This window comes from Pleomorphochaeta sp. (genome assembly GCF_050031695.1).
In the GTDB taxonomy this organism is placed as follows: Bacteria; Spirochaetota; Spirochaetia; order Sphaerochaetales; family Sphaerochaetaceae; genus Pleomorphochaeta.
On sequence record NZ_JBNAIC010000018.1, the window covers coordinates 25785 to 39832 of the forward strand.

The 14048-nt window shown below is 27.8% G+C and carries 13 protein-coding genes; 2 read left to right on the forward strand and 11 right to left on the reverse strand.

The window, feature by feature from the left end; all coding sequences use genetic code 11:
* Nucleotides 1-2 precede the first annotated feature (2 nt).
* From nagZ to ACPKM0_RS03935, 3 genes are read right to left on the reverse strand one after another with little or no spacing between them, the layout of a single operon-like run.
* Complete coding sequence (nagZ, locus tag ACPKM0_RS03925; RefSeq protein WP_472473505.1) at nt 3-1535, reverse strand: beta-N-acetylhexosaminidase; 1533 nt, start codon at nt 1533-1535, stop codon at nt 3-5.
* 10 nt (nt 1536-1545) lie between these two features.
* Entirely contained in the window at nt 1546-2673 is a 1128-nt protein-coding gene (locus ACPKM0_RS03930; RefSeq protein ID WP_472473506.1) for a DUF1343 domain-containing protein, read from the reverse strand.
* Between the two features lie 18 nt (nt 2674-2691).
* Nucleotides 2692-3549 (reverse strand): MurR/RpiR family transcriptional regulator, encoded by an 858-nt coding sequence (locus tag ACPKM0_RS03935; protein ID WP_472473508.1) that lies wholly within the window; start codon nt 3547-3549, stop codon nt 2692-2694.
* A gap of 155 nt (nt 3550-3704) precedes the next feature.
* Between ACPKM0_RS03935 and ACPKM0_RS03940 the strand changes: the two genes are divergently transcribed.
* A complete protein-coding gene (locus ACPKM0_RS03940) occupies nt 3705-4619 on the forward strand; it encodes a BadF/BadG/BcrA/BcrD ATPase family protein (protein ID WP_472473510.1) in 915 nt (304 codons plus the stop codon).
* 297 nt (nt 4620-4916) lie between these two features.
* Here the strand turns inward: ACPKM0_RS03940 and ACPKM0_RS03945 are convergent, their stop codons facing one another.
* The 8 genes from ACPKM0_RS03945 to ACPKM0_RS03980 form a co-directional block, all read right to left on the reverse strand.
* The gene (locus tag ACPKM0_RS03945; RefSeq protein WP_472473511.1) at nt 4917-6200 is read right to left on the reverse strand and encodes a TRAP transporter large permease; all 1284 of its coding nucleotides are present in this window, start codon (nt 6198-6200) and stop codon (nt 4917-4919) included.
* Complete coding sequence (locus ACPKM0_RS03950; RefSeq protein ID WP_472473513.1) at nt 6200-6682, reverse strand: TRAP transporter small permease; 483 nt, start codon at nt 6680-6682, stop codon at nt 6200-6202. Before ACPKM0_RS03950 ends, ACPKM0_RS03945 begins: the two co-directional genes overlap by 1 nt.
* A gap of 75 nt (nt 6683-6757) precedes the next feature.
* The gene (locus tag ACPKM0_RS03955) at nt 6758-7780 is read right to left on the reverse strand and encodes a TRAP transporter substrate-binding protein (protein ID WP_472473515.1); all 1023 of its coding nucleotides are present in this window, start codon (nt 7778-7780) and stop codon (nt 6758-6760) included.
* Between the two features lie 53 nt (nt 7781-7833).
* The gene (locus ACPKM0_RS03960; RefSeq protein ID WP_472473517.1) at nt 7834-8829 is read right to left on the reverse strand and encodes a LacI family DNA-binding transcriptional regulator; all 996 of its coding nucleotides are present in this window, start codon (nt 8827-8829) and stop codon (nt 7834-7836) included.
* Nucleotides 8829-9836: a 3-dehydro-L-gulonate 2-dehydrogenase gene (gene yiaK / locus ACPKM0_RS03965; protein WP_472473519.1), complete on the reverse strand. Its 1008-nt coding sequence runs from the start codon at nt 9834-9836 to the stop codon at nt 8829-8831. The genes ACPKM0_RS03960 and yiaK overlap by 1 nt, the downstream gene beginning before the upstream one ends.
* A gap of 92 nt (nt 9837-9928) precedes the next feature.
* Nucleotides 9929-10405, reverse strand: coding sequence for a NanQ anomerase/TabA/YiaL family protein (locus ACPKM0_RS03970; protein ID WP_472473520.1), 477 nt, complete (start codon nt 10403-10405; stop codon nt 9929-9931).
* Entirely contained in the window at nt 10402-11328 is a 927-nt protein-coding gene (locus tag ACPKM0_RS03975; protein ID WP_472473522.1) for a ketopantoate reductase family protein, read from the reverse strand. Before ACPKM0_RS03975 ends, ACPKM0_RS03970 begins: the two co-directional genes overlap by 4 nt.
* Nucleotides 11325-12329: a LacI family DNA-binding transcriptional regulator gene (locus ACPKM0_RS03980; RefSeq protein WP_472473524.1), complete on the reverse strand. Its 1005-nt coding sequence runs from the start codon at nt 12327-12329 to the stop codon at nt 11325-11327. The genes ACPKM0_RS03975 and ACPKM0_RS03980 overlap by 4 nt, the downstream gene beginning before the upstream one ends.
* A gap of 544 nt (nt 12330-12873) precedes the next feature.
* Here ACPKM0_RS03980 and ACPKM0_RS03985 point away from each other — a divergent pair.
* The coding region (locus ACPKM0_RS03985) for a hypothetical protein (RefSeq protein ID WP_472473526.1) at nt 12874-14048 on the forward strand (1175 nt) is incomplete at its 3' end.

Sequence of the window (14048 nt, forward strand, 5' to 3'; positions counted from 1 at the left end):
TCCTACATTGAAACTGGAACTTTTGATGTTATCTCTATTTCTTGTTTTAAGATTTTTTCAATGATATCTATCATTTCTTTTGTGTATTCATAAGAAGCAATTGATACATCACTTATATCATCAACATTTTTTAAATCATAAGGGTTTCTTAATGCTATTACTGTAAGAGGAATATCCTTTGATTTAATAGCTCTAATTAAGTTTTCTTGTCCTTTGTATATGTGAGCGTTATATGATCCAAAAATTATATCAGTAATCTCCATATCTTTTATTTTATTACATAATGATGTAATTTCATTTTTACTTGGATTAGAACTGCAAATTAAATATTCACTACTAAATTGTTTTGATAATTCTTTAGTAAAAGAAAGGGCTTCACTATCATCGCTAACATTTGTAGCATTAAATAAATTAGGGGATACAAAAAGAGGGTGATTGCCTAATTTATAGGTTTTTCCTTTGTATAAAGAGACACTCTTTTCTTTAACTTTTGTTATATATGATTTATCATCTTTTGTTAAATTTTTTTTCTCTTTAATTTCAGCATAGATTTCTTTGAAAAGGAGAATACGTTTTAATGAATTATCCCACATTTCTTTATCAAAACTTCCTTTATTATATTCTTCTTTGATTTTTTCACTAACTTCTATTGCAAGTTTTGGATGATGGCTTATAAACATTAAATCAGCACCTGCTTTTAAAGATTCAATTACACCTTCAGCAACTCCATAAAAATCTTTTATAGCCTTCATTTCCATATCATCAGAAAAAACTAACCCTTCAAAACCTAATTGATTTCTCAAAATATCAGTAATTATTGTTTTACTCATTGTTGAGGGAAGATTTTCACTTTCTAGTGTTGGATATAATATATGGGAAGTCATTATTGCAGGAATCCCATTCTTAATAGCTTCTTTAAATGGGAGTAGTTCCATTTTCTCAAGACTCTTTTTATCTTTATTAACAGTTGGTAGTGTTAAATGACTATCTAGATTTGTATCACCATGTCCTGGAAAATGTTTAGCAACACATAGAAATTTTTCATCTTTATAAGCCTTTATTACTTTATTAGTTATATCACTTACTGTTTTTGGATTATCTGAATAACTTCTAACTCCAATTACTGGATTATCTTTATTACAATTAACATCTAAAACTGGAGCAAGATTACAATTTATATTAAGCTCTTTTAATTGTTTTATATTTAATGTTGTGCATTTTCTTATATATTCATCATTTTTAGTTGCACTTAATGCCATTGCTCCTGGTATGTTGATACAATCAGAATTTAAACGAGTAACCATGCCACCTTCTTGGTCTATGGTTATAAAAGGAGTTATACCAACTTCTTTTTTATATAGTTGATAAATATCATTAACTAATTTCTTAATTTGAGGTTTTGATTTGATATTACGACTAAATAATATAACATTACCGATTTTATAATTCTTTACTGCATTTATAAAATCATTATCTAATTCTATCCCTTGTAATCCAATTATTAAATGCTGACCAATTTGATGTTGTAGATCCATATTTTTCTCCCTAATATAAATAATATTTATTACTATCTATTTTGAATTTATGTGACTCTTCTTTATATTTTTCTATTAATTGATTTGCACTATAGCTATTAATATCTTTCTCGAAATTGTAGCCTAATAATTTTGAGGTGTGTGAAGTTTTACTATCATCTAATATAAAGGATGGATAATTTTTATATAAATAGATTAATATTTTAATAGTAGAATAGACTATTTCGCATTTATTAATATCAGTAACATGAAAGTATACGCCATTACAGATTTCATTTTCATATTTATTAAACTTTGGAAGAAATTGTATAGGAGTTGTAATTAATCCAGGAAGTTTAAGATTGTTTATTTGCTTAGAAAGTTTTATCCCATCTAAAAACGGTGAACCTATCATTTCAAAAGGGCTGTATGTTCCTCTTGCTACACTAATATTTGTACCTTCAAATAAACATGTTCCACTATATAATAATGCTGTATTAAATGATGTAATTGCAGGGCTTGGTTTTATCCAAGGAATATTATAGTTAGATATATCAAGTTTCCTATTGTAATTATCCATTGTTATTATTTCAAGATCACATTTGTTATTATTTTGGTCATTGAAAAGAAGGGCAAGTTCACCAATTGTTAAGCCATATCTAATCGGAAGTCCTTTTGGCCCTATGAATGATTCATCATTTTCATTCAATATATTCCCTTCAACTTTATTACCATTTAATATAGCAGGTCTGTCTAAAACAACTAGTTTTTTATTGGTGTTGCTTAAAGATATTATTATTTTTTTTAAAGTAGAAATGTAGGTGTAAAAACGTAGTCCTAAATCTTGAATATCAAAGAGCAGGGTGTCAAATGAGTTGAGCATATTTTCATTTAAGGAAAAACTTCCATTATTATATAAACTATAAATAATAATATTGTTTTTTGTATCTGTTATATTTTCTACATTTTCTCCGGCCATTTTAACTGAATTAAAACCATGTTCAGGAGCAAATAGTGTTTTAATATCGTATTTTTCTTTTAAGAGGGTAAAAGTCGAATTATAATTATTATTATAAGCTGAGTTATTAGTAACTAATGCGACTTTCCCATCAAATTTAATATTTGATATAAGTAGTTTATCTATTGAATATGTAAACATATAAGAAATCCTTTATTATTATCGATTCCTAAAATGAGATACAGCATGCCAGGTATCACTTAGTTTCTCATTAGCATCTTCACAGTCTTTTGCTAATGTTAAAAAGAGTATATCTACTACTAATAACTGCTCTATTCTACTTACTGTAGCACTCTTTCTAAAAAGTGCTTCTGTATTTGGTATTTTTATTATTATATCTGCTATTTTTGATAGAGAGTTTGTACCAATTCTAGTAATAGCTACAATGCTTGCTCCATTTTTTTTAGCAAGTTTTGCACTTTCTATAGCTACTGAGGTTTCTCCAGAATAGGAGAAAACTATAGCTAAATCACCTTTTTTCAGTGTGCTAGCTATTACAAGTTGCATATCATAATCCATGCTTATCTCAGAAGAAAATCCTAATCTTGCTAATTTCATATGTAAATCATCAGCTACCATTGCTGAAGCACCAGCCCCTATTAGTACTATTCTTTTTGAGCTTTTTATTAACGATATAGCTGAGTTTAAATCTTTTTCTATTAATAAATCTTTTAATGTAAGTAGAGAGCTTCTAACTGTTTTAACTAAATTATCAGCTATTTCATTCATTGAAGATTTATCGTCAAAGTCAGAGAATTGTTCATTTTCACTTTGTAGTGTTTGTTTGCTATATATTTCTTTTACAAGATTTAGTATGAAATCATGATATCCTGAAAACCCTAAATGTTTGCAAAATCTAATAACTGCAGCTGGGCTGGAGTTAGCTCTTTTTGCTAATTCTGCAACGTTATCTTCAATAACCTTGTCAGGATATTGAAGTACTGTTTTCGCTATCTTTGTTTCTGCCCCAGATAAACTAGGTAAACTTTGTTTAATTAATGTTATACATCCGTCCATAATGTTATAATAATATGTTATCTATAAATTAAGCAAGAAAATAAAATAAAATTTCACAATTATCTGAAATTTTATTTTATTTTGTATTGCTAATTTTATTTTAACTGTTATTATTTAAATGATTAAAAACTTATTTATATATATTGGGAGATATTATGCATTACTATTTTGGGTTTGATGGTGGAGCTACAAGATGTAGATTTGTGATTTCTGATGAACTAGGTGAACTTCTTTATGAAAAAGAAGGGGATTCTTCTAATATATATGCAGTTGGTAAAAATGCTGTACTAGAGACTATAAAACAATTAATAAAAGAAGGACTTAATTATTTAAGTATAAAAAAAGATGATTTATATGCAGGTTGCTTTGGATCAGCTGGTTTAGCTAGAGATAAAGATTTAAAATTTTTTAGAGATTTTTTTAATTCATTCTTACCAAATTGTTCTGTATATATTTGTAGTGATGCTGAAATTTTATTGGTAGGAGGGCTTTCTTCTTTATCTGGTCTTTGCTTAATTGCAGGAACTGGCTCTGTTTGTTTTGGTAGGACTGAAAGTGGAGATATAATTAGATCGGGTGGTTTTGGTTGGAGACTAGGTGATGAAGGATCTGGTTGGAATATAGCAAATACTGCTATCGCAAGAACTTTAAAAAGTAAAGAACTAAGAGATATTGAGACATCTCTTGAAAAATATATTATAGAGTTTTTTGAATTAGAAAAGATAGAAGACATTATAAGTGTGGTAAATGATGATTTAACTACTAAATCAAATATTGGTAATTTTGCTAATTATGTTACAAGAGCTGCAATGGAAAATGATTTATTAGCTTTAGATATCTTAAAAAAAGCTGGTACTAGTTTGTTTGAATTAGTAGAGTCTGTTGTAAAGAGAATGCCAATAAATCATAGTAAAAAAATTGTTATAGCAGGTGGAGTTGTAAAACATGATAAGTTTGTTAGAGAAAGTTTTTTAAATAATATGAGTCATTACCTAGCAGATTATGAAATTGTTCTTGATTCTTCTGATAGTGCATTATTAGGTAGTTTGATGATTGCTCATAATATTTAATTTAATGAGATAATCTATTTTAGAGTTTATTATATTAGTGGATTAATATTTATATATATTATTTCTTGTAATAAATTATGAAGAATTTTTAATAATGCATATGGAGGGAAAACGTCAAGTTATTGATGCTTAAAAAACAATTTCAAAGCGCTTAGTTAATTTATATAATTTAATCTTCTTAATAAAGAAAGCTCAGTTTCAAATTAAGGTTTGAAACCGAGCTAATTGAATTATTAATTCATTTTACCTATTAAAGGTATGTCGTTATATTAAGGTTGTTTTATTATATAATAAACTTTATGTAAATAATCCTGGGAATAAGAATGATGGTATTTGCAACCAGAAATCTGGGAATATAACCATCAATAATAATACTACTAATGATGATAAGAAATATGGAAGAGCTCCTTTAAAGGCGTCTTCAATTGTTATCCCACTAATAGAGGATGCTAATAATAAGCATAGTCCATATGGAGGTGTTACTAAACCTAAAGCTAATGTAACAACAATAATTAATCCTAAGATTATAGGGCTAATACCTAATTGGATTGCAGAAGGTAATACTATTGGTACGAAAAGTATCATAGCAGGAACAGCATCCATAAATGTTCCAATGAACATGAAGAAAACTACTATTACTATTAAGAATACGAGTGAACCGCCTTGTAAACTAGTGAAAAATGCCATTACTTTGACATTGAGTTGATAATAGCTTAGTAATTCACCTAAAGCATTTGCAGTTGCTAAAGCAAATAAAGAAAGTGATCCTAATTTCATTGTTTCAATTAATATTTTAGGAAGATTTCTTAATTTTATTGTTCTATAGTAGAACATTCCAATAACTAAAGCATATAAACAAGCAAAAGCTGAAGATTCAGTTGGAGTAAATATACCTGATACAATACCACCAATTAAAATAACTGGAGTAAATAATGCTGGTAATGATTGGAAAGTTAATTTAATTACTTCTTTAGTTGGAACTTTTTCTTCTTTAGGAAATTGGTTTCTTTTAGCAAAAACTATACTCATCATTGCTAATCCTAATAAGATTCCTGGTACTAAACCTGACATAAAGAGAGCACCTGTACTTACATTTGCAATTCCTGCATAAACAACCATAGTAATACTTGGAGGAATAATTGAACCAAGAGTAGAGGATGCTGCTGTAACACCAACTGCTGTTCCTTTATCATATCCATCTTCTTGCATAGCTGGTATAAAAATTTTACCAACACCTGCTGTATCAGCTTGAGAGGATCCTGAAATTCCTGCAAATATCATAGATACTAAAATATTAGAATATGCTAATCCACCTTTATGGTGACCAACTAATGCATTACAGAATTTAATTAATCTTTTTGTAATATCACCTTCATTCATTAAGTTTGCTGCAAGAATAAAAAGTGGTACTGCTAAAAGTGTAAAACTGTTTAACCCATTAAACATTTTTGTAAATACAATCATGTTTGGAATTTGTGGTAATGATAAAATACCCGCAAATGAAACCAAACCTAGTGAAAAAGAAATTGGAACGCCAATAATAATTAATGCAATAAAAAATACAACGAGTAAAATAGCCATTATTTACCTCCCAAAATCAATGCTTTAACATCAATGATTACTTTTTCGATTAGATATATACATCCAAGTGTTGAACTAACTGGTAAACATAACCATGTCCAACCCCTTTTCATTGAAGGAAGATTTACCCATTTATAATTCCAGAATCTTTTCGTTACAATTGTTCCATAATAAAACATTAATGCAAGAAAAACTAACATAAATAATACGATAATTAAGTGTATTATCCTTTTATATTTTTCATTATTTAGTTTGTCTACTAATGATGTAAAAGCGAAGTGTCTTTCAGGGTATACCATTGCTGTACCACCCATGAAAACAGACCAAATAAAAGAATACATTGCTACATCTTGTGTCCATAAGATTGCTATTCCTAGTAATCTACTAACTACTTGAAGTAGAACTGTAATTAAAAATATTGCAAGGAATATTGCACTTATAAAAATGTGCAATTTGTTTAACTTTTTAATAAAACTGCTCATATAAAACCTTTAATATATAGATTCCTTAGCTCAAAAAATTGAGCTAAGGATAAGTTGCTAAATTGTGTTATAAAATTATCTAGCGTCTCTAACCATTTGTAGATATTCTTGCATATTATTTTCTTCTGCAAAAGCATCTTGGATTGGATATGCAATAGCTTTGAATGCATCAATATCCATATCAGCATGTTCAATAACTACAGCGCCATCAGCAATAACTTGTTGTTTTGAAGTTTCGTACATTTCAAATACTTTAGCTCTTTCAACTTCACTAGCATATTGGCTAGCTTCGTCAATCCAAGCTTGTTGATCTTCTGTTAAGCTATCATAATAATTACCATCCATTAAGTATAATCTAGTTGTAAAGTCATGATCTGTTTCACTTACATAATGACCATTAGTTGTTTTATGATGTTCTTTTAACATGAAGTTTGTATAATCATTTTCAGCTGCATCAACAACACCTTGTTGTAGTGCTTGATATAATTCACCCCAAGCTACAGAAGTAGGGATAGCTCCACAACCTTTCCAGAATTCTTGTTGTACTAAAGAAGATTGAGTTCTAATTGATAAACCTTTTAAATCTGAAGGAGCATATACAGCTTTTTTACCATAGTAATCTCTTACTGATGATGACCAATAACCCATGATTTTAAAGCTATTAGAAGTTTTTTCATTAATGATATCAGCCATTGCAGAACCAAATTCACCATCTAAACTTCTAGTCCAGTGATCAAAATCATCAAATAAATAGTTTAGTGAGAACATGTCTACTTCAGGAACACCAATTGAAACCATGAAACCAGGGGAAGCAACAACCATTGAAGCTGCACCTAATTGTAATTTTTCAACTAATTCAGATTCACTTTCACCTAATGTACCATGGTGTAATGTTACTTGAATTTCACCGTTTGATAATTCTTCAACTTTTTCTTTAAATGCGATGATACCAAAAGCATAAGGATTTTCTAATGATGTTTGGTTGTGAGCTACAATCAAATTCACTGTGTCAGATCCTTTTTCCTCTGAACTACCACTTGCGAAAACGGAAGAAACCGTTGCTACTAAAATTAAGCTTAGTAAGAAAATTTTTTTCATTTTTTTCTACTCCTTTAAATATGATTAAATATATATTTTGCCTTATATTTAATTTACAAAATTTTATTTGTACTTTCTCTTTCTATAATATTTGTAAATAACATTATTCTCTTTACTTTTTTCTCCCCATTAAGTACTCCAATTAATGTATTAACTACAGCTAAAGCGGTATCTTCCATTTTATTATCCACTGTAGTGATTGTTGGGGTAGTTAAAGTGCAGAAAAAATCGTTATTTACTCCTATTAATCCTAAATCATTAGGTATGTTTTTACCTAATTTTTCTAAATATCTTAAATGCTTGAATAAAATTATATCGTCACTAAATATAATAGAATCAATATCTCTATTAGCTTTAAATAAATCTGATACTTTCTCAAAAGTATTATCTTCATTAGCTAAATCTAATACTAATATTTCATCTCTTTTACCTCGGCATTTCATTTCATCAATATATCCATTACATTTAGATTTATTACTTACTGTATTAAGTTCACCAATAAATGCAATTTTTTTATAACCTTTTTTATAAAAAAGACTTACGCTATCTCTAATCCCTTCATATTCGTTTATTTCTATTCCATAGACATTGTCTAAATTAAAATATCCATTAGCCATGATTACTGGTATGTTTGAAAAATATTTAGATATAGCTTTTTCTGTTTCAGGAACTTGGAAAACTGATCCTATTAAAATAAGGGAATCAACTTTTCTTTGTCTTAATATTTTTACAGCTTTATCTATTTCTTCTTCAGTCTTTCCTACATTTAAAACTATCGTGCAATATCCATATTCCACTAATTTATTAGAAATAATGTATGAGATATTGTTGTGATGTTCTAATCTAATATCTGCTAATAAAATACCAATTAGTTTTGTAACTTTTGTAACCAAACTTTTAGCATTATCATCAAGATGGAAATCATACTTTTCAATAATTTTTTGAACCTTAAGTTTAGTTGCATCTTTTATTCCAGGTTTGTTATTAATTACTCTTGAAACAGTACTTGCTGAAACCCCAGCTTCTTTTGCGATATCATATATAGTCATTAAGATATACCCTTAATAGTTTCCCAAATCTTTTCGTTTACAGGGATTCCATTTTCTAAATTGTCGATTCGAGTTCTATACTCTCTTTCTCCTGGGTATCTTATCTCTGTATCAATATCAACTTTTTTACTGCTTTTTATCATCTCAATACTTTGATTAATAAGTAATTCTGTTTCTTCTAAATTGTTTAACTTTTTGACATCGATTGCAATCATTATTTGAGATAAACTGTATTCATCTTCACATTTCTCTCCAATCATAGGGGTTGATAAACCACTTGATATTAATGTTGCAAATAGATCTAATCCAATTGATAGTGCTGATCCTTTCCAATATCCAATAGGTAAGGGTCTAAGTGTTTTTTCTATCTCTTTTGGATTTGTAGTTAAATTTCCTTTGCTATCATATCCTCCATATACATTCAATTCTTCATTATTTAGTTTTGTTTGCTCAATTTTACCATATGAAAACTGAGACATTGCCATATCAACAACAAGATGCTGATTATTTTCTCTAGGAATTGATAATACAAATGGGTTATTTCCTATAATTGCTTCAATAGATCCCCATGCTGGCATGTTAGGCATTGTATTTGTCCAACAAATACTTGCACAACCTGCATTTGCAGCTTGCCATCCATAGTATCCACCTCTCATCCAGTGGTTAGTATTCTTGATTGCTACTGCACCAATCCCATTTATTTTAGCTAATTCTATTGCCCTATCCATTAAATGTTTAGCAACTAGATTACCCATAGCTAAATTACCATTCCATATTTCTAATGCTCCAAGACTTTGTACTAAGGTCTCTTTAGCATCTACTTTAATATATCCTTTATCTATATAATCTATAACACGAGGAAATCTATTTACCCCGTGTGAGTACATTCCATCTAAGCTGTTATCTACAAATATTTGAGCACTTTCTTTAGCGTCTTTTTCCTTGTATCCTTTTTTTGTTAATATTCTTATAAATTCATTTAACATTGCTTTAGATGTAACTCTCATATTATCTCCATTTTTATTAATTTCTTGCAATCGATTTCATAAATATAATTATTAGGTTTACAGCTATGATTTGTCAAGAAAAAAATAAAAAATTATTTATTAAAATAATAATCTAAGCTAATTTTAAAAACGATTTTTCTAATCATTTTTTTTTCACTAACTTTTATGCCTGGCATATGAATATCTTCTGGAAAAAAGATATTAATTGAGCCTTTATTTGCGATAGCGAAAGATTCATTTTTAATATTATTATCATAGTAAAGTAAATCCCTTTCTTCTATATATTCTGTATTCAAATATGATCCATCATTTACTTTAAACCCTAATTTTTCGTCCCCATTCACCACATATTGCATATCAATATATTTAATATGTGATTCTGCTTTGATGTTTTTTCTATCCTCAGTTGTAAAATCAATTACTTGGGCATATAACTCTTTGCCACATATTTCAAAAACGCCAGCATCTAGTTTTTCGACATCATTATTTTTGATAAAATCTATTGCTTTAGAAAACTTATCACTCAAAAATTTATCTTTTTCTATTGCTACTATATTTGTTGAGATCATTTAGTTGCCTCTTTTTTATAATTTTCTAAAGCATGAATTTGGTTTACAACAAAGTTATGATTAGGAGTACTTATTTTTAGTTTTGCTGCTGCTTTTACTACTGCTCCACTTATTGTTTCAACTTCAGTTTTTCTACCATTTCTTATATCTGCACAGATTGATGTAACGCCATTTTTAGAATTTTTAATAACTGTGTTTATTTCTTCTAAAAGAGTATCTTTATCAGCTTTTAAGTTTAAGGCTTTTGCAACTGTTATAGCTTCATCGAGTAATAGTTCAACTAGGATAAACGCATTTTTATTTTCTCCTAAATATCCAATTTCGCATTGTAATATAGCTGTTGTTGCACTTAAGGATGTGTTAATAAAAAGTTTGTTCCAAATTAATTGATTAATATTTTCATGAAAATGTGCATCAAAGCCACTTTCATTGAAAGATTTAATTAATTTAGAAAGAAAATCTTCATTGACTGTATTTAAAAACCCAATATTTGTTTTACCTTTTCCAAATCTAGCAATATGGGCAATATCAACAAATTTTCCAACATCTTCTGTTGTTCCAATTATTATTCTCTCTTTATCTACATAGTTTTTTAATAAGTCTTGATGGCCTGCGCCATTTTGTAGTGTTAATAAATATGTATTTTTACCAATTAGGTGTTTGTTTTGATCTAATGCAAGTTTAGAATAAATTGCTTTTACAAAAACTATTAGTATATCAACTTCTCCAATATCTTTTGAATCTGTATAAGCTTTAGGATGATATAGGTTAGTTTTACCATTTTCATCTAGTTTTAATCCAACATTGTTTATTGTATCTACAACCTTTTTATTTGTATCAATTAATGAAACATCATTTGTAGTAGATAACTTGCCACCATATATTGAGCCCATTGCTCCTGATCCAATTATTGCTATTTTCATAATTGTTCCTTCTTTATTATATTTATGCTTTCTCTTATTACTATTTCAGGAAATAGTTGTATTTTCTTAGAAACGTGTTTTTTATCTATTAGGTTAATTAAAGTTTGTGCACCTAATTGTCCTAATTCTCCCATTTTATTATTGAGTGAAGTAAGGGAGGGGGATGTCATGTTACAAAATGAACTATTGTTTATCCCAATTACTCCCATATCTTTTGGGATACTTATTTTCTTATCATTTAGCATCTTTATAACTAAAGTTGCTAAATAGTCATCAGAACAAATAATAGAATCTATATCTTTTGTATTATCTAAATATTTTTCTAATTCTCTTAAATCTTTATTAATTTCATTGTTTATTAGAGATAATTGTTTTCCATCCATCTCATATTTTTCTAAACCTTTTAAGTAGCCATTTATCTTTAATTTTGTACTAGGAGTGTCCATCCAACTTAAAAATAGGGGAGATTTGTAATTGTTTTCATTTAGAAGCCTTACACAATCCTTAACACCTTCATCTTCAGCAACTACTATGTTTTTAATGTTTTTGTTGGGTAATGTACCATTTAAAAATATGATAGGTTTTGTTTTAAAATGTTTTCTAATACTTTTTTCAACTGTTTTATTTTGAAATATTGATCCAATTATTATAGCACCATCAACTTGTCTCTGGCTAAGTATTTCAATGCTAGATTCCATTCTAGAAAAAGTAGTACCAGCATTAATAATTATTGAACAATATCCTTTCTCTAATAAATTGGTTTCACATTCATAAGCCATTTCTGTATAGTGTGAGTTTCTAATATCTGCTACTAATATTCCAATTAGATTTGTCTTATTAGTTGATAAGCTTCTTGCTGTTTCATTAAGGTGGAAGTTATATTCATCTAATACTTTTTGAACTTTTTCTTTAGTTTTCGTATTTGAAACTTTATTGTTAATTACTCTTGAAACTGTACTAGCAGATACACCAGCTTTTTCAGCAATTTCATATATTGTCAAAATATTACCTCCTTTTTTAAAAAGCTATAATGTTGTAACCGATTTCAACTATTATTAATAATTATAAAATCATCTCATCTAATTCGTTACATTTGGGTATTTATTGAGTGTAAATACTTGCAACCGGTTGCAACTTTCTGAAATATAACATGCTTTTTTTTAGCTGTCAACAAAAAAAATAAATAAAAATTTTGTGATGTTTTGTTAAATTGAAATATCAAATTTTACTTTTTATTTTTATTCCAAGATATAATGTTTCTATAAGCGATAATCTTAGTGTTTAATTTTTGAGCTTTAAACTTTTTAAAAATAAATATTTATATACATATTTTTCATTAAGTATTCCTTATTGAAATGAGATAAAAGTCTTAATATTTTGTGATCCAATATATTTTTTAAGCGATAAATTTTACGATAAATATTTTTTTAAAACAGGAATAATCTTTTAGGATATGATAAATAATTCATTTTTTATTATCTTTAGTTAACTATATTCTTGATTAAATTATTGTTATAAGTAATTATATTTAATAAGGTGGTTTTTATGTTAAAAAGATATTGGTTTTTATTTGTCAGTTTGCTAGTGCTTTTCATTAGTTGTCCATTAACTAGTGTTGAAGATGGGAAAACTAGTGAAGCTATTAATCGGTTGGTTTATGTTCCAATTTTTAATGATACAGTGGATAATACTTCTAAATCTATTGATTTTGCTTTTACTAATCAATCGTCTTCAATAGAATCTGAACTTCATGGAACTATGTATTTACCTCAATTATCTTGTTTTAAGCAAATACAATCAGATAATATTTCAACAGATACTTTAACTGTTAAAATATTTCATAAAGATGTAATTGGAACTTATTCTTATGATACAGTAAAAGATGAAGCAACTTATTTATATAGGATTGATGATGATGGTTATATTGAAGTTGTTGTTAAAAGTGATGGCACATTTACTTATAAACAATATTTATTAGTAGATATCAATTCATTTTCTATTGATAATATGTATTGGTTGTGTGAATACGATGATTGTAAAATAGAATATAATGATAGTGATTTAGCTAACTATACTCTAAAGGGGCATCTCTATTATGGTCAACTAGCTGATAATTTAAGTGGAGAAGGTGCTATTATTGAAAATTACAATTTAGGTCAAGCTAATGTTTATGTTCATGGAACGGATAAAATGGTTTATGGGTTTGTTGATCCTTATACTGTTCCAACTAGTGTTGAATTAACAAGTGAAGAATCTTATATTTCTGATAAATCTCCTGATGATGTAACAATTGATGAAGTTGCAAATCATTTAAGCTATATTGAAAATTATAAATATGAAAGAGACTATAATGATTATTATTATTTTAATGATTATTATTATGATATTGAAAACGATTGGTTTTATGGACAATTGTGTAGTGCAGATAATCTATTATGTGATGATAGTAAAACTATGGACGCTGATGAGTTTTTAGCTACTACAGGATATTCTTTTGAAGACTTAGGCTTTTCTGATTGTGATAATTGCGTACATTTATTAGCAGAAAGTACAGGTGTTGATTATTTACTTTTAGGGGAAGGTGATATAACTAAATGGGAAAAGGTCGATGATTTTTATTATTTAGAATTTAGTGTAGAAAAAGATGGTGTTTATATGAAAATTCATAGTTTTCAAATTTGTGACGAAAATAAAGATAAAATAAGTAATTATGCTGATAT

Bases quoted from the DNA above. Each gene is read 5' to 3' on its own strand.
- ACPKM0_RS03945 (WP_472473511.1), bottom strand. From the start codon at position 6,200: ATGGCTATTTTACTCGTTGTATTTTTTATTGCATTAATTATTATTGGC.
- ACPKM0_RS03960 (WP_472473517.1), bottom strand. From the start codon at position 8,829: ATGACTATATATGATATCGCAAAAGAAGCTGGGGTTTCAGCAAGTACT.
- nagZ (WP_472473505.1), bottom strand. From the start codon at position 1,535: ATGGATCTACAACATCAAATTGGTCAGCATTTAATAATTGGATTACAA.
- ACPKM0_RS03930 (WP_472473506.1), bottom strand. From the start codon at position 2,673: ATGTTTACATATTCAATAGATAAACTACTTATATCAAATATTAAATTT.
- ACPKM0_RS03970 (WP_472473520.1), bottom strand. From the start codon at position 10,405: ATGATCTCAACAAATATAGTAGCAATAGAAAAAGATAAATTTTTGAGT.
- ACPKM0_RS03935 (WP_472473508.1), bottom strand. From the start codon at position 3,549: ATGGACGGATGTATAACATTAATTAAACAAAGTTTACCTAGTTTATCT.
- ACPKM0_RS03950 (WP_472473513.1), bottom strand. From the start codon at position 6,682: ATGAGCAGTTTTATTAAAAAGTTAAACAAATTGCACATTTTTATAAGT.
- yiaK (WP_472473519.1), bottom strand. From the start codon at position 9,836: ATGAGAGTTACATCTAAAGCAATGTTAAATGAATTTATAAGAATATTA.
- ACPKM0_RS03955 (WP_472473515.1), bottom strand. From the start codon at position 7,780: ATGAAAAAAATTTTCTTACTAAGCTTAATTTTAGTAGCAACGGTTTCT.
- ACPKM0_RS03975 (WP_472473522.1), bottom strand. From the start codon at position 11,328: ATGAAAATAGCAATAATTGGATCAGGAGCAATGGGCTCAATATATGGT.
- ACPKM0_RS03940 (WP_472473510.1), top strand. From the start codon at position 3,705: ATGCATTACTATTTTGGGTTTGATGGTGGAGCTACAAGATGTAGATTT.